Annotated in this window: 14 protein-coding genes; 7 read left to right on the top strand and 7 right to left on the bottom strand. The window is 65.2% G+C overall.

The features are described 5' to 3' along the window. Positions 1-12: 12 nt before the first annotated feature. From RKE40_RS21935 to RKE40_RS21915, 5 genes are read right to left on the bottom strand one after another with little or no spacing between them, the layout of a single operon-like run. Positions 13-624 carry a UbiX family flavin prenyltransferase gene (locus RKE40_RS21935; protein WP_316020333.1) on the bottom strand — a complete coding sequence of 204 codons (612 nt, stop codon included), beginning with the start codon at positions 622-624 and terminating at the stop codon, positions 13-15. A 12-nt stretch (positions 625-636) separates the two neighbouring features. Next, complete coding sequence (locus tag RKE40_RS21930; protein ID WP_316020332.1) at positions 637-1,959, bottom strand: UbiD family decarboxylase; 1,323 nt, start codon at positions 1,957-1,959, stop codon at positions 637-639. Positions 1,960-1,997: 38 nt separating this feature from the next. Then, entirely contained in the window at positions 1,998-2,765 is a 768-nt protein-coding gene (locus tag RKE40_RS21925; RefSeq protein WP_316020331.1) for an ABC transporter permease, read from the bottom strand. 2 nt (positions 2,766-2,767) lie between these two features. Beyond that, entirely contained in the window at positions 2,768-3,526 is a 759-nt protein-coding gene (locus tag RKE40_RS21920; protein WP_316020330.1) for an ABC transporter ATP-binding protein, read from the bottom strand. A 50-nt stretch (positions 3,527-3,576) separates the two neighbouring features. After that, positions 3,577-4,578: an ABC transporter substrate-binding protein gene (locus tag RKE40_RS21915; RefSeq protein WP_316020329.1), complete on the bottom strand. Its 1,002-nt coding sequence runs from the start codon at positions 4,576-4,578 to the stop codon at positions 3,577-3,579. A gap of 249 nt (positions 4,579-4,827) precedes the next feature. On the opposite strand from RKE40_RS21915, the gene RKE40_RS21910 reads away from it, so the two are divergent. Next, entirely contained in the window at positions 4,828-5,610 is a 783-nt protein-coding gene (locus RKE40_RS21910; RefSeq protein WP_316020328.1) for an IclR family transcriptional regulator, read from the top strand. 27 nt (positions 5,611-5,637) lie between these two features. On the opposite strand, the gene hutC is transcribed toward RKE40_RS21910, so the two are convergent. Beyond that, complete coding sequence (hutC, locus tag RKE40_RS21905; RefSeq protein ID WP_057191508.1) at positions 5,638-6,420, bottom strand: histidine utilization repressor; 783 nt, start codon at positions 6,418-6,420, stop codon at positions 5,638-5,640. 235 nt (positions 6,421-6,655) lie between these two features. On the opposite strand from hutC, the gene RKE40_RS21900 reads away from it, so the two are divergent. The 6 genes from RKE40_RS21900 (at position 6,656) to RKE40_RS21875 (ending at position 13,916) form a co-directional block, all read left to right on the top strand. Continuing rightward, positions 6,656-8,152 carry an aldehyde dehydrogenase gene (locus RKE40_RS21900; RefSeq protein WP_316020327.1) on the top strand — a complete coding sequence of 499 codons (1,497 nt, stop codon included), beginning with the start codon at positions 6,656-6,658 and terminating at the stop codon, positions 8,150-8,152. Between the two features lie 51 nt (positions 8,153-8,203). Then, entirely contained in the window at positions 8,204-9,895 is a 1,692-nt protein-coding gene (locus RKE40_RS21895) for a thiamine pyrophosphate-binding protein (protein WP_316020326.1), read from the top strand. Between the two features lie 124 nt (positions 9,896-10,019). Beyond that, on the top strand, positions 10,020-11,045 hold the full coding sequence (locus tag RKE40_RS21890) for an extracellular solute-binding protein (protein WP_316020325.1): 1,026 nt from the start codon (positions 10,020-10,022) through the stop codon (positions 11,043-11,045). A gap of 122 nt (positions 11,046-11,167) precedes the next feature. Continuing rightward, complete coding sequence (locus tag RKE40_RS21885; protein ID WP_316020324.1) at positions 11,168-12,265, top strand: ABC transporter ATP-binding protein; 1,098 nt, start codon at positions 11,168-11,170, stop codon at positions 12,263-12,265. 8 nt (positions 12,266-12,273) lie between these two features. Further along, entirely contained in the window at positions 12,274-13,128 is an 855-nt protein-coding gene (locus tag RKE40_RS21880) for an ABC transporter permease (protein WP_316020323.1), read from the top strand. Then, complete coding sequence (locus RKE40_RS21875) at positions 13,125-13,916, top strand: ABC transporter permease (protein WP_316020322.1); 792 nt, start codon at positions 13,125-13,127, stop codon at positions 13,914-13,916. The genes RKE40_RS21880 and RKE40_RS21875 overlap by 4 nt, the downstream gene beginning before the upstream one ends. 395 nt (positions 13,917-14,311) lie before the next feature. Here the strand turns inward: RKE40_RS21875 and RKE40_RS21870 are convergent, their stop codons facing one another. Beyond that, positions 14,312-15,259 carry a LysR family transcriptional regulator gene (locus tag RKE40_RS21870; RefSeq protein ID WP_316020321.1) on the bottom strand — a complete coding sequence of 316 codons (948 nt, stop codon included), beginning with the start codon at positions 15,257-15,259 and terminating at the stop codon, positions 14,312-14,314. Between the last annotated feature and the right edge of the window lie 23 nt (positions 15,260-15,282).

Genomic DNA, 15,282 nt, shown 5'->3' with positions numbered 1-15,282 from the left:
AGGCTCGTGCGATCAGCGAGGTTCGGGAGCCGCCTTGCGGGCCGCCGGCATGCCGGCCCAGCGCCGGACCGCGCCGCAATCGACCCCGAACAGGTCGAGCGCGCGGCCGACGCTGTGGTCGACCATGTCGGCGATCGTCTCCGGCAAAGCGTAGAAGGCCGGCACGGGCGGCATGATGATCGCGCCCATCTCGGCGAGGCTGGTCATCGTCCGCAGATGGCCGAGATGCAGCGGCGTCTCCCGCACCATCAACACCAGCTTGCGGCGCTCCTTGAGCACGACGTCGGCCGCCCGGCTGATCAGGGTCGAGGTCACGCCGGTCGCGATTTCCGACATGGTGCGCACCGAGCAGGGGGCGATCAGCATGCCGAGCGTGCGGAACGAGCCGCTGGAGATCGTCGCGCCGATATCCTGGATGTTGTGCACGACGCTCGCCTTCTCGGCGAGCGCCGCAGGGCTCATGCCGAGCTCCTGCGACAGAGTCAGATGCGCCGAGCGGGTGACGACGAGATGCGTCTCGACGCCGACCTCCGCCAGCAATTCGAGCGCCCGCACGCCGTAGACGGCGCCGGAGGCGCCGCTGATGCCGATGATGATGCGTGCAGGCGTGTCGTGATCGGTCATGGGAACCTGCCGTCAGGCGTTGTCGAACCAGTCGGAGAGGTTGATCTGGTCGGCGAGGCGGATCTTCTTGCGCTCGAATTCCGGCTTGCGGTGGAACGGCTTCGTCGCGTCGATCAGGAGGCGGCCCCAATGGTCCTTCTGTTCGTCGCGATAGAAGGACGGCGTCTCCGGGATGATCAGCATGTCCTTGTCGGGCCGGCAGCGCGTCAGCGTCGCCCACATCACGTCGTCCATGTCGTAGATGTTCACGTCGGGATCGACGACGGTGATGATCTTGGCCCAGATCGGTTCGGCACCGATCGTCGCCAGCATGACCTGGCGGGCATGGCCTTCGAACTGCGTATCCATCTTGACGATGGCATGGTTGACGAAGGGTTGGCAGGTGACGTCGAGGATGCCCGGCAGCGCGGCGCTGAGGCGCTGGTAGATATTGGCCGAGACCGAGAGCTCCAGCGTCAGCACCTCTTCAGCCGAGCCGCACAGGATCGAGTGGAAGACGGCGTCCTTGCGGACGGTGACGCCGAGCACCTCGAACACCGCGTTCGGACCTTCGGGGACATAGTAGCCCATGAACTCGCCGAACGGCCCCTCGGGCCGGCGCTCGTTCGGCAGGAAGCGGCCCTCGATGACGATCTCGGTGTCGGCGGGCACTTCGAGGTCGATGTGCTTGCATTTGCGCATCGCGATCGGGCTGCCCTTGAGGCGCGCCGCGACCTCCAGCTCGTCGACATCGTAGGGCAAGGGGGCGGCGGCGGTCAGGAACGACGTCGAGGGCGCGCCGATCAACATAGCCGCCTCGAGCGGCTTGCCCATCTTCTCGGCCTTCTCGTGATAGATCGTTAGGTGGTGGCGCGGCGCCAGCCGGCAGCGCAGCTCCTGGTCGCTGACGAACATTGAGCGGTGATAGGACAGGTTGCCGACGCCGGTCTCGGGATCCTTGGCGATGAACATCGCCGAGGTGAAATAGGGCGCGGCGTCGCGGTCGGAATAGGTGATCAGCGGTAGCTCGGAGAGCTTGCACTCGATCAACTCCTCGTCCGCGGACTGCACGAAGGCAGGGCCACCAACGCTGCCGCCGAGATTGGCGAGATTGCTCCATTGCCGGCAGAAATCGGCGGCGTCGATGCCGATGATCTCGGCCAGCCGCTCGCGCGAGCCGTAGACATTGGTGACGACCGGGAAGCGGGTGCCCTTGACCTTGTTGAATAGGATTGGCTTGCCCCAGCGCTTCTGCGCGGCATGGGTCACGGCGGCTAGCTCGTGGAAGGGATCGACCTCCTTGTCGACGACCAGCAAATCGCCTCTCTCCTTCAGGCGAGCGATGTAGTTTCTCATCGGAGTGTCCTTGCGGATGTGATGTCGGGGCGGGCGCGTCAGCGCCGGCGTTGCGAGGGGCGCCAGGTCAGGGCCATGCGCTCGAACAGCGAGACCGCCCCGATGCCGAGCGTGGTGAAAACGGTGATCGAGACCAGCGCCGCGAAGACGAGCGGGGTGTCCATGTTGAACTGGCCGAACAGGATGAGATGGCCGATGCCGCTATTGCCGCCGATGAACTCGCCGACGATCGAGCCGACCAGCGCCAGCGGGAAGGCGACCTTGAGCGCATCGGTGATGTACGGGACGGCGTTCATAAGGCGCACCTTGGTGAAGATGCGCCAGCGCGTGCCGCCCGCCAGCGTCGAGAGGTCGATGACATCGGCCTCGATCTCGCCGAGCCCGGTCAGCGAGTTTACGAAGATCGGGAACAGGGCCAGCAGGAATGCGAGGATGATCTTGGATTCGACGCCGAGGCCGAACCAGATCACGAACAGCGGGGCTACCGCGATCTTCGGGATTGAGTTGAAGGCGGCGAGCAGCGGCATGACGATCGAGCGCAGCATCGGCACATAGATGACGACCAGCGCCAGCAGGACGCCGAAGACGAGCGCCAAGACGAGGCCGACCAACGTGGTCATCCCGGTCATCGCCAGCCCGTGCAGCTGGATCGAGGCGGTCTCGGCGAAGCGGGCGGCGATCGCCGAGGGCAGCGGCAGGACGTAGCCAGGGATGCCCAGCAGCGGCGCGCCGATCTCCCAGGCCAGCAGCAGGACGGCCAGGAAGAGGAGCGGGCGCAGGCGCGCGACGAGGGAGGTCTCGGCCATCGTCAGTACTCCGTCTCGCCGGCCTCGATGCCCTCGCGCACCCGCGCGGCGAAGGCGACGAATCTGGGATCGCGCAAGGTTGCGCTCGTGCGGGAGCGCGGCAGATCGATCTCCACGATGTCGTGAATCCGTCCCGGCCGCGGCGACATCACCACGACGATGTCGGAGAGCAGGACGGCTTCGGTGATGCTGTGGGTGACGAAGAGCACGGTGTTGCGGCTCTCCTCCCAGAGCGTCTGGAGGGCAAAACCCATGCGCTCGCGGGTGATGACGTCGAGTGCGCCAAAAGGTTCGTCCATCAGGATCAGCGAGGGCTTGAGCAGCATCGCGCGGCAGATCGCGGCGCGCTGCTGCATGCCGCCCGACAATTCGAACGGGCGGCTCTCCTCGAAGCCGGAGAGGCCGGCGAGCGCCATCAGCTCGCGGGCGCGTCCCTCATAGTCGGCGGCGCGCAGCCCGCCCATCTCGGCAACGAAGAGGATGTTGCCGAGGGTGGTGCGCCAGGGCAGCAGCACCGGCGACTGGAACACCATGCCGACATCGCGGATCGGGCCGGTGACCTCCTGTCCGCGCAGCTTGATGCGGCCGCCGCTGGCGCGCACCAGCCCGGCGGCGATGCGCAGCAAGGTGGACTTGCCGCAGCCGCTGGGGCCAACGATCGAGACGAAGCTGTTCTTGGGGACCGAGAAGGAGGCCTGGTCGATCGCCAGGGTCGAGCCGAACCTCTTCGACAGGTTCTCGACGATGAGGGAGGTAGACATGCAGGATTCCGGACTGGGGTCGTCAGGCTGAGAAGGGCGGCCGGAGCGGCCTAATTGCCCTTGATCGCGAAGAGGTCGTCGGGCTTCAGCGTCGCGTCGAGCTTCAGCGCCTTCTTGACCAGGTCGATCGTGCGCTGGATGCGCTTGTCATCAGCGGTCCCGTAGCCGTGCTCGGCTGTGTAGGGCGTCTGTATCGACTTGATCGCCCCGGTCCACTGCGTCAGCACGGTGTCGCGGTTCATCGCCGGGTTGGCCTTGACCATGATCTCGGCGGTCTCTTCCGGGTTCTTGATCGCGTATTCGACCGCCTTGCGCGTCGCAGCGGCGAAGCGCTTGGCCTCGTCGAGGTTCGTCTCGAGGGTCGGCGTGCCGGCGACGAGGACATAGCCGAACACGTCGTAGCCCCAGTCGACGAAGCTGGAGAACTCGACCGTCTTGCCCTGCGCGGTCGCGACCTTGGTCAGGGCCGGCATGTCGCCGTCGGAGCTGGCGGTGAACAGGTCGGTCCGGTTGCTCAGCAGCAGCGAGAAATAGACGCCGGGGTCGGCGGCCTGCCAGTCCAGCTTGGAGGCGTCGAGCTTTTTCTCGTCGAAGATGATCGGCAGCACGACGCGCGCACTGTCGGTCTGCGAGGCGGCGATTCGCTTGCCAATGATCGACTCCGGCGTCTTGAACGGGGTCAGCGAGGCGAGGCCGCTGGTGGTGACGTCGGTGTAAACCATGAAGGCTTTGAGTCTGGCGCCCTTGGCGACCGCCTGCACGACGGGGCCAACTTCGGCCATGCCGTAATCGGCCTTGCCGCCATCGACGGCGGCGATGACGAAGCCGCTGCCGGTTGCCGGTGCAATATCGATGTCGAAGCCGGCTTCCTTGTAGAAGCCCTTGTCGCGGCCGACGAAGAACGGCGCGTGGCGGCCGTTGTAGACGTAGTTGGTGAGGAACGTGATCTTCTTCATCGTCGGCGCCGGTGTCTGCGCCTGTCCCTCGGTGGTCAGGCCACCGAGACCGAGCATGGCAGCAAGGGATGCTGTCAGAATTCCGAGCTTGTGCATCAAAACCTCCCCGTTTTCCCCGAAAGGTTGCCGGGCCTCGCCCGTTCACCGCCCGGATTCGCGTTGCCGCGATCGCCCCTAGCCGGCGTGCCCACCAGCTCGTCCCAGAATTGCCCGGCCCGGCTCGAACGATCCGGGGCGCCGCGCTTCTCTTGGAAAATTATGTTGCGCAATGCACAACAGTGTTGCACAATACGAGCTTGTCAGCCTTTACGGGTCTCGTCAAGCGAGATGCGGGAGCGTGTACTGATGGAAAATCCCGTTGCGTCACCAGGCGAGGCGCGAGGTGCCACGGTCGGTGCGGTCGAGCATGCGATCGCCATTCTGCGATGCCTGTCTGGATCGCCCGAGCCGCTCGGCATCAATGAGATCGCGCGGCGCATCGGGCTGCACAAAAGCTCGATCTCGCGGCTGGTCGCGACCCTGGTGGCGGCGCGGTTGGTCGAGCGCGATGCCGCCTCGGCCCGGATCAAGCTCGGGCCCGGCCTCGTCCTGCTCGCCGCGCCCGTGCTGGCCGAGCTGCACATCAAGGATCTGGTTCGGCCCGCCCTCGAGGAGTTGGCGGCGCGATCGAGCGAGACCGCCAGCTTCAACATGTGGGACGGCAGCGATGCCGTGACGATCGAGCAGGTTCCCGGCCCCGGCGCTGTCCGGATCTTCTCCGAGCAGGGCCGGCGCGACCCCGGCCACTGCACCGCCTGCGGCAAGATCCTGCTCGCCCATGAGTCGAGCGAGGTGATCGAGACCTATTGTGCCGGCCCGCTGGAGCGCTTCAACGATCGGACGATCACCGAGCCCGCTGCGTTGCGGCAGGAGCTGACGACGGCCCGCCAGCGCGGCTATGCGCTCAATTTTGGCGAGCTCGACGACGAGATCAGCGCGATCTCGGCCGTCACCCATGATGTGCGCGGCAAGGTCGTCGGCAGCATTACGGTGACCGTACCGAGCTACCGGTTCACGCCGGAGCGGCAGGAGGAACTGATCGCCATGGTCGTCGAGACCGCGCGTCGCCTTTCGCGGAGCCAGGGTTAGGCCGCCGCCGTTCGGGATGACCTGACGCTAGCGAATCCGCCGCGGGAACTGCCCGGTGCCGCCCGGCGCCGAGAGTACCGGCTGGGCCGATGTCGCTTCATGGGCGCTGCGCAGGCGGTAGCGGTCCCCCGGATAGAGGAAGCGGCTGCGCGTCACCGGCACGTCACCGCGCCATGTCCGGCGGTCGAGCAGCAGGCAGGGCTGGTTGGCGTCGACCTGCAGCGCCTCGCGGCTTTCGTCATCGGGCCGGATGGCGCGGATCGTGTTGTCGACGAAGGTGACCTCGGTCATCCGCAGCAGATAGGCGTGGGGCGTGATCCGCGTGAAGTCCTGCTCGAGATAGGCGGGGGCCTCGGCCGCGTTGACGAAGCGGTCCTCGATCTGGACCGGCGTGCCGTCCTCCTTGTGGAGCAGGCGCGAATGAAAGACGGTGCTGCCCGCCGGGACCGGCAGCAGGCCGATGAAGGGGCTGTCCGGCGCAAGCGCGCAGAGCGACATCACCTCGCTGGTGTGGACGCCGCCGCTCGCCGAGATCTCTTCCGAGACGTCAGAGAGCTCGAAGATCGCACATTGCATCCGCGGGCCGACGACGAAGGTTCCGCGGCCCTGGACGCGTACCAGCATGCCCTCGGTCTGCAGTTCGCGAAGGGCGCGACGCACGGTCAGCGCCGAGGCGCCGAACTCGGCCGCCAGATCCTCCTCGCGCGGGACCTGGAAGTCCGCCGGCCATTCTGCGGCGCGAATCCGCCTTTCGATCGCGGTCTTGATCTGCCCGTAGAGCGGCTGGGTGACCTGGGTCAGTTCGGTCATGCAAGGGTCCTCTGCGTGCGTCGATCTGATATCACAACGCGTTTCAAATGATATCGGCCTCTGCTGCCTTTAAGAGCACATGGCGCACATTTTCAACAGATAGGTGCTTGACACCGAAAGATCGATTGGATCAGTATCGCGTATTGATATCATATCGACTTTGAAATGATATGATAAAAACAGCCAGGAAGCGCCTCGACCATGATGGCGTCCGGCTGTGACGGGAGAGATTCTGATGACGTCGCATTCACCCGCGCTGCGCACGCTGGACATGTACATCGATGGCCAATGGGTGAAGCCGGCGTCCGGGCAGTATTTCGAAACGGTCGACCCCTTCACCGCGCAGCCCTGGGCGATGGTGGCGCGCGGCGGCGCCCCGGATGCGGATCGCGCCGTGCGCGCGGCCTATCGCGCCTTCAAGGAGGGGCCGTGGGGCAAGATGCACCCCTCCGAGCGCGCCAAGCTCATCCATCGCCTGGGCACGCTGATCGAGGAGAATGCCGACGCGCTCGCCGAGATCGAGGTGCGCGACAACGGTCGGCTCCTGGCCGAGATGCAGCACCAGGTCCGCTACATTCCGAAGTGGTATTACTACTATGCCGGCCTGGCCGATAAGATCGAAGGGGTCGTGCACCCTTGCGACAAACCGGCGCTCAGCTATTCACGTCCCGAGCCGCTCGGCGTCTGCGTCGCGATCGTTCCCTGGAATGCGCCGCTCCTGCTGCTCTCGCTCAAGGCAGCCCCGGCGCTCGCCGCCGGCAACACGCTGGTGCTCAAGCCGGCCGAGCACACCTCGGCAACCGCGCTGAAGCTGATGGAGCTGGTCGAGGCTGCCGGCTTCCCGCCCGGCGTCATCAATGTCGTCACCGGCTTCGGCAAGGAGGTCGGCGAGCCGCTCGTTACTCACCCCCTGACCCGTCATGTCGGCTTCACCGGCTCGACCGCGACCGGTGCGCATCTCTATTCGCTGGCGGCCAAGGACGTGAAGCGGGTCAGCCTCGAGCTGGGCGGGAAGTCGCCGAACATCGTCTTCGACGATGCCGATCTGGACAATGCCGTGCGCGGCGTTGTCGGCGGCATCTTCGGCGCGACGGGCCAGACCTGCATTGCCGGCTCGCGCCTGCTGGTCCAGCGCCGTGTCCACGATCAGTTCGTCGAGAAGCTCGCCGCCTTCACCAGGAAGGCCCGCGTCGGCGACCCCCGTGATGTCCGCACCCAGGTCGGCCCGATCGCCAACAAGATGCAGTTCGAGAAGGTGCTGGGCTATGTCGACATCGCCCGCCAGGAGGGCGCCGAGCTGCTGATCGGCGGCAAGCGTCCGGACGGCGCCGAATGCGCGCAGGGCTTCTTCGTCGAGCCGACGATCTTCACCGGCGTCAACAACAAGATGCGGATCGCGCGCGAGGAGGTCTTCGGGCCGGTGCTCTCGACCCTGGTCTTCGACGATGCCGACGAAGCCGTCGCGATCGCCAACGACAGCGAGTTCGGCCTCGCGGCCGGCGTCTGGACCCGTGACATGAAGCTTGCGCTGCGCATGTCTGATCGGCTCGAGGCGGGAAGCGTCTGGATCAACACCTATCGCGACATTTCCTACACGACCCCCTTCGGCGGCTACAAGAAGAGCGGCATCGGCCGCGAGAACGGCGTCGAGGGTATCCGCGAATACCTGCAGACCAAGGCGGTCTGGCTGTCGACCGCGGACGAGATCGCCAATCCTTTCGTCATCGGCTGAGGGCGGCGCACAGCATGCCCCTTCGACAATGCCTCAAGTGGAACTGACGTCATGGTGATGAGAAAAGGCAGCGAGATCCTGGCCGACGAGCTCAAGCTCAACGGCGCCGAGATCATCTACCATGTTCCCGGCGAGAGCTTTCTCTGCGCGCTTGATGCGCTCGGCGTCCGCTATCCCGAGATCCGCGCGATCAGCTGCCGGCACGAGAACGGCGCGGCGCAGATGGCCGAGGCCTATGGCAAGCTGACCGGCCGTCCCGGCATCGCCTTCGTCACCCGCAGTCCGGGTGCTACCAATGCCGTCAATGCCGTCCATACCGCCTTCCAGGATTCATCGCCGATGATCCTGATCGTCGGCCAGGTGAAGCGCGCCTTGATGGAGCGCGAAGCCTTCATGGCCTACGACTTCCGCACCATGTTCGCGCCGATGACGAAATGGGTCGCCCAGATCGACGATCCCAGGCGCATCCCCGAATTCGTGCAGCGCGCCTACCACACTGCGATGACCGGCCGGATGGGGCCGGTCGTGCTGGTGGTGCCGGAAGACGTCTTCGAGGAGGAGTGCGAGGTCGCGCCGGGCAAGCCGAGCGTGCCGGCCTCGGCCGGCGAGCCTTCGCCCGAGGCGGTCGAGCAGATCTTCGCCATGCTGTCGGCCTCGCAGCGCCCGCTGCTGATCGTCGGCGGCTCCGGCTGGACGGAAAGTGCGCGCGACGACATCCAGGCCTTCGCGAGCGCCAACAACGTTCCGGTCGTCACCACCTTCCGGCGGCGCGACATCATCGACCATCGGCTGCCCTGCTTTGTCGGCGAGATCGGCATCGGCTCGAACCCGGCCCTGCTGGCGCATGTCAAGGACACCGACTTCGTCATCATGTGCAACGACGCACTCAGCGACGTGAACACGATCGGTGCCGGCTACATGGAAGGGTTCACGCTCTTCGACATCCCGGTTCCCAAGCAGAAATTCGTCCACGTCACCCGCAGTTTCGACGAGCTCAACAGGGTGTTCCAGGTCGACCTCGCCCTGCTCGCGGACAACGACGCCTTCGCCCGCCGGCTCGCCGGGCATGCGCCGGTGGAGCATGCGGCGCGCGGCGACTGGACGGCGGCCCTGCGTGAGACCTTCGAGATCGAGACCACGCCCAGGCCCTGCCCAGGAGAGATCGACCTGCCGCAGCTGATGAAATGGCTGCGCCAGCGCCTGCCCGAGGATGCCATCGTCACCAACGGCGTCGGCGCCTACGCGACCTGGAGCCAGCGCTATTTCGCCCATTACCGGCTGCACACGCAGCTCGGGCCGATCAGCGGCTCGATGGGCTACAGCCTGCCGGCGGCGATTTCGGCCAAGCTGCTCCATCCCGACCGGGTGGTCGTCGATTTCGTCGGCGACGGTTGCTACCAGATGAGCTCGGAGGAACTGGCGACCGCCGTGCAGTACGGGGCGGCGGTGATCGTCGTGCTGTTCAACAACAACATGTACGGCACCATCCGCATCCACGAGGAAAATCGCCTCGAGGGGCGCGTCAACGGCACCCAGCTCGTCAATCCCGATTTCCACGCGCTGGCGCTGGCCTATGGCGCCCATGCCGAGCGCGTCACCCGGACCGAGGAGTTCGCGCCGGCCTTCGAGCGCTGCCTGGCGGCCGGCAAGCCGGCGGTGATCGAGATGTGCGTCGACCAGGAAGCGATCCACTCGCGCTATTCGCTGACCGATCTCAGGAACCGTCGCAAGGCGAAGCGCTGACTGCCCCTGCCGCCAAGGGCGGCAAGCTCTTCCGGCGCCGCCCAGACGGCGCCGGCCATTCGAGCCTTCCGACAGAAGAGGGCTGCTGCGGATCTGACTGCAACCAAGAATCGGGGACACCATGATGAACAGGACGATTTCGGCTTTGCTGCTCGCCGGGACGCTCGGCGCGTTGACCTCTCCTGTGATTGCTCAGGAATGCAAGCTCAGGGTCACCACCTGGGGCGGCAGCTATCAGAAGACCTATGAATCGGTCGCTGCCGGCTTCGAGAAGGCCCACAACTGCAAGATTGAGTGGGTCGTCGGCGCCAGCCCCGACCATCTGGTCAAGGCGCGGCTCGGTCAGGTCGACGTCGCCACCAACACGCTGCTGAACTCGATCGCAGGCGAGAAGGAAGGCCTATGGACGGCCCTGGACAAGGCCAAGATTCCGAACATGGCGAACCTATATCCGAACGCGGTCCACTCGCCATATACGGTCTTCGTGAATGTCGGCGACTACGTGCTCGCCTACAACGCCGACAAGGTGAAGGCGGCGCCGACCAGCTGGGATGAGCTCTGGAAGCCGGACTACAAAAACCATGTCGTCATCTACGGCTTCGAGCACATCCCGACGCTCAGCCTGACCGTGCAGCAGGCCGAGCGAAACGGCGGCGGCATCGATAATATCCAGCCCGGCCTCGACAAGATGGCGGCGCTGATGAAGAGCGGCAACCTGATCGGCTCGCTCGACGTCGAAAGCCAGATGGTCTCGCTGTTCCAGACGCAGGACGCCTGGCTCGGCATGCTGGCGACAGGGCGCATGAAGGAGTTGCTGGAAAAGGGGGCCAAGAACGTCAAGTTCGCCCGCCCGGCCGAGGGCACTTTCCCATTGATCAGCACGATCAATATCACCAAGGCTGCCAAGGACCCGGCCAAGGCGCAGGCCTTCGTCGATTATGTCCTGAGCCCCGAGGTCCAGATCGCCTTCGCGACGCGCAATCTCTACGCCCCGACCGTGCAGAATGCGCCGATCCCCGCCGATTTCCAGTACCGCGACTTGCTGGTTCAGAACGAGCAGTTCAAGCGGCTGTTCCTGCCCGATCAGGAGAAGATCACGGCCAACAAGGCCAAGTGGCAGAACCAGCTCAACCAGATGACGAGCAAGTGAGCGCGCTCGCAAGCGCCGGCCGGGCGAGCAGGCCGGCGCCACACTCCTCGCAAGGCGTCGCCCGTTCGTCGGGCGCGCCGGTCCAGGCTTCTACTACGCCTTTATCCGGCAAAGCGGATGACATGAACGCATCACAGGACAAAGCCATACAGGTCGCTTCCGTCTGCAGGCGCTATGGCGACGTCATGGCGGTCGACGACGTCTCCTTCGAGGTCGGGCATGGCGAGTTCGTCTCGCTGCTCGGCCCAAGTGGCTGCGGCAAGACTACGACACTGCGGATGATCGCCGGCTTCATCATGGCGAGCGATGGCACCATCCGGGTCAATGGCCGGGACGTCACCCATTTACCGCCTGAGAAGCGCGAGGTCGGCTTCGTCTTCCAGAACTATGCGCTGTGGCCGCATATGACGGTCGCGGAGAACGTCGCCTTCGGTCTCAAGCTGCGCAAGCGCGACCGGGCCTTCATCGCCCGCAAGATTGAGGAATCGCTCGGGGTCACCGGGCTATCCGGTTATGAGGACCGTCTGCCGCGCCAGCTCTCCGGCGGCCAGCAGCAGCGCGTCGCCCTGGCCCGCGCGCTGGCGCTGGAGCCGCAGCTCCTGCTGATGGACGAGCCGCTCAGCAACCTCGACCGCGCCTTGCGCGTCGCGATGCGGCGCGAGCTGAAGCAATTGCAGTCTCGTCTGAAGATGACGACGCTCTACGTCACGCATGATCAAGAAGAGGCGCTGTCGATGTCCGACAGGGTGGTGATCATGAATCGCGGCAAGATCGCCCGCATCGCCCGCCCGGCCGAGGTCTATGACGATCCGCAGTCGGAGTTCGTCGCCGATTTCGTCGGCACCACCAACTTCTTCGATGGGGCGGTCACCGCAGCGTCCGGCGGGGTCCTGACGGTGCGCACCCGCGGCAATCTCGATTTGCTCGTGGCGGCACCGGGCTCGATCGCCGCCGGCGAGCAGGTGCGTGTGCTGCTGCGTCCCGAGCGTATCCGGATCTATCCGTCCGGGCAGGACGGGCCCAACGTCTTTCCCGGCCGGATCAGCTTCGTCGAATATTACGGCCCGACGATCCGTTACACCGTCCAGCTCGACGGCGGCGAGAGCGTCTATGTCGAGACACATCAGGCCGGCGGCGTCGCCGCGATCGGCGATGGCGTCCGCATCGGCGCCGAGCCCGGCGATTTCAGGCTGATCCGCAGCGAGGGAGGCCGGCCGTGAGGAAGGGGATGGCGGCTCCGCTCCTGCTCGCTCCGGCGATGGTCGCGCTGCTGATCTTCGTGGTCATGCCGCTGCTCTGGGTGGGGCGGACCAGCTTCAACCAAGGCGTCGACGGCGCCTACATGGTCTCCGCCCTGACCATCGACAATTACGTCCGCTTCCTCGGCAGTCCCTGGTACCTGATCAACACGCTCTGGTTCTCGATCCGCATCGCCATCATTGCCACCGCGATCTCTGTGCTGCTCGGCTACCCCGTCGCGCTCTACATCGCCCAGACGCGCGGGCTGCAGAAGAGCATCCTCATGACGATGGTGCTGGCGCCGCTGCTGATCGGCCTCGTCACCCTGGTCTATGGCTGGATCGTCATCTTCCGCGGCGGTGGCCTCCTGAACTCGCTGATGATTGCGATCGGCGTCTATGACGAGCCGGTCCGCTATATGTGGGATCTCAAGGGCGTGATCATCCTGCTGGTCTATATCGGCATGCCCTATATCGTTCTCTCGCTGCTGGACTCGATCGAGCGCATCAACCCGTCCTTTGTCGAGGCGGCCCGCAATGTCGGCGCCAATCGCTGGCGCGCCTTCTGGAGCATCACCTTCCCGCTGACGCTGCCCGGTCTCTATGCCGGGCTGGTGATCGTCTTCACCTTGAACTTCTCGGCTTTCGCCGTGCCGCTGATGGTCGGCGCCAACGACACGCAGATGATCGGCCTCGTCATCTACCGCGAGGCGCTCCTGAACAACGACCTTCCCTTCGCGTCGAGCCTGTCGGTGATCATGATCCTGGCCAATGCGACGATCCTGACCGGCATGGCCTTCCTGTTCGGCAAGCTGATCCTCAACCGGCTGGAGGCCAAGCGATGATGCGGCTCGACCTGGGCGCGCTGGCGCTGCGGCTCGTCACCTATCTGGCGATGGGCTTCCTGTTCTTCCCGATCCTGATCACGATCATGGTCTCGGTGAACCCGCAGGAGTTCATCCTGCCGCCCTCCGGCTTCACGCTGGAATGGTTCCGCCAGGCCTGGACCTCCGACACCTTCGTGCGGGCGATGGGAGTGAGCCTGTGGCTGGGCGTGGCGGCGACCCTGATCGCCAATGCGCTGGCCTTCATGGTCGTGCTGGCAATGGTCCGCTACGATTTCCGCGGCAAGGCGCTGATCAACCTCTTGATCATGTCGCCGCTCTTGATCCCGACGACGATCTTCAGCCTCGCGCTCTATGTCTTCTTCGCGCGGCTCGGCTTTGGCTCCGGCATTCCGGCGTTGGTCATCGGGCACTCGATCCACGTCCTGCCCTTCGCCGTCCGTATCCTGACGGCGAGCATGCAGAACTTCGACCTGTCGCTCGAGGAAGCTGCGCGCAATGTCGGGGCGGGACCGGTCCGGACCATGTTCTCGATCACCCTGCCGGTGATCCGGACCGGGCTGGTCTCCAGCCTAGTGCTCTGCTTCGTCCTATCCTGGAACGACTTCCCGATCTCGGTCTTCCTGGCGCCCGCTGGCTGGACGCCTCTGCCGGTCGAGCTCTTCTCCTATATCAAGTTCCAGTACGACGCGGTCGGCGCGGCGCTCGCCAGCTCGCTGATCCTGATCTCCATCATCGTGATGGTCGCGATCGACCGGCTCTCGGGCCTGCGCCGCGTGTTGCGCTGACCTTACTGGGATGATGATCCGCTATCCACTCGCAGTTCAGCGGTTGGCTGGTCAGTGCACGACTTTCTTATGCGTGGCGAGAACTCGCGCCGAAAGGGCTTCCCATGGGATCGCGGCGTGGCACTCCGTTGGGTTAATTCCCCGGCGATTTCGGCAGCAAGGCTGCCGGCAGACCGGATCCTTAGTGCGCGGGCAAGACGCGCCAGAAATGTCAGTCGTTCGTCCGGGCGAAATGCGCCAATAACTGACATTGAGACATTGCCAAGAAGCGGACATCCCTTCGGATGCAAGTAGGTACCACTGACAGTTACCGGCCAGTCGCCGGCAGAGGATCATGCCAATTGGGTCATCGTTCGAGAAACTGATCAATGTCCAAGGGCTCGGCATCTCTCGATCTAATCTGAGCGGAGCTGGCCGGCGACCTGAGCGATCAGCGAGCCGGCCCATTTCAGCGCGGGATCGCGTTGCCCACCGAGCGCCCAGAGCAGTGACAACGTCGAGCGCAACGGCGGATTGATGTGCCGCGCGCGAAGGCTGGGATGCATCCTCCTGAGCGCCGTCGCGGTGCGATCCGGCATGCAGGCCACAAGGTCCGATGCCTCGATCGCGGCGCCGACAGCGGCATAGCCGGGCAGGCTGAGCATCAGCTTGCGATGGCGATCGCCCCGGCCCAGCTCCACATCCAGATAGTTCTGGGTCGTCGGCCAGGGCAGCGGGTAGATGTTCGGCAGCTCCAAGACCGTCTCGATGGGAACGACATCGGGGCCGTCATAGATCGAGGATCGCGGCCCAGCGAGCACCATCAGTTCATCCGTCCACAGCGGCCGAGCCGCAATGACCTCGTTCACAGGGGTGTGCCCGCCGATCGCCAGGACGAAGTAGATGCGCCCGCTGGCCAGATCGCCTTCATAGCTGCGACGCTCGAAACCCTCGATCGCCAGGGACCAGCCGGCCGCTTCCCTGCGAAAGGCGGTCGCGAGAGCGGGGATGAGCGTGAGCTCGAGCGCCCCCGGCGAAACCAGCCTCAGCACCCGGCGGCTTGCAGCAGGGTCGAAAAGCTCCGTCGATTGCAGCTCGGCGCCGAGATGGCTTTCGAGGGAGGCGATGAGCTGCTCCAGCGGCCGCGTCATCGCCTCCGCACCGGCCGTCGCCACCATGCGGGAGCCGACGCGCACGAACAGGGGATCATTGAAGGCACGCCGCAACCGGGCAAGGGCGTGACTGACCGCCGAGGGCGAGATGTGCAGCCGCTGGGCTGCCCGGGTCACGCTCTGCTCGTCCAGCAGCGCTTTCAGGACTTTGAGCAGGTTCAGATCGAGGCGCTGCCAGTTCATCCGCAACATGAACCACATTCAGGCCGAGCTGA

It is taken from the genome of Allobosea rubneri (genome assembly GCF_032464875.1).
GTDB classification, from domain to species: Bacteria; Pseudomonadota; Alphaproteobacteria; order Rhizobiales; family Beijerinckiaceae; genus Allobosea; species Allobosea rubneri.
Note: the sequence above shows the minus strand (reverse complement) of the source record. Positions and strands in the feature narration are given on the sequence as shown.

Coding starts and splice junctions, on each gene's coding strand:
- RKE40_RS21935 (WP_316020333.1), bottom strand. CDS start 624: ATGACCGATCACGACACGCCTGCACGCATCATCATCGGCATCAGCGGC.
- RKE40_RS21930 (WP_316020332.1), bottom strand. CDS start 1,959: ATGAGAAACTACATCGCTCGCCTGAAGGAGAGAGGCGATTTGCTGGTC.
- RKE40_RS21925 (WP_316020331.1), bottom strand. CDS start 2,765: ATGGCCGAGACCTCCCTCGTCGCGCGCCTGCGCCCGCTCCTCTTCCTG.
- RKE40_RS21920 (WP_316020330.1), bottom strand. CDS start 3,526: ATGTCTACCTCCCTCATCGTCGAGAACCTGTCGAAGAGGTTCGGCTCG.
- RKE40_RS21915 (WP_316020329.1), bottom strand. CDS start 4,578: ATGCACAAGCTCGGAATTCTGACAGCATCCCTTGCTGCCATGCTCGGT.
- RKE40_RS21910 (WP_316020328.1), top strand. CDS start 4,828: ATGGAAAATCCCGTTGCGTCACCAGGCGAGGCGCGAGGTGCCACGGTC.
- hutC (WP_057191508.1), bottom strand. CDS start 6,420: ATGACCGAACTGACCCAGGTCACCCAGCCGCTCTACGGGCAGATCAAG.
- RKE40_RS21900 (WP_316020327.1), top strand. CDS start 6,656: ATGACGTCGCATTCACCCGCGCTGCGCACGCTGGACATGTACATCGAT.
- RKE40_RS21895 (WP_316020326.1), top strand. CDS start 8,204: ATGGTGATGAGAAAAGGCAGCGAGATCCTGGCCGACGAGCTCAAGCTC.
- RKE40_RS21890 (WP_316020325.1), top strand. CDS start 10,020: ATGAACAGGACGATTTCGGCTTTGCTGCTCGCCGGGACGCTCGGCGCG.
- RKE40_RS21885 (WP_316020324.1), top strand. CDS start 11,168: ATGAACGCATCACAGGACAAAGCCATACAGGTCGCTTCCGTCTGCAGG.
- RKE40_RS21880 (WP_316020323.1), top strand. CDS start 12,274: ATGGCGGCTCCGCTCCTGCTCGCTCCGGCGATGGTCGCGCTGCTGATC.
- RKE40_RS21875 (WP_316020322.1), top strand. CDS start 13,125: ATGATGCGGCTCGACCTGGGCGCGCTGGCGCTGCGGCTCGTCACCTAT.
- RKE40_RS21870 (WP_316020321.1), bottom strand. CDS start 15,259: ATGTTGCGGATGAACTGGCAGCGCCTCGATCTGAACCTGCTCAAAGTC.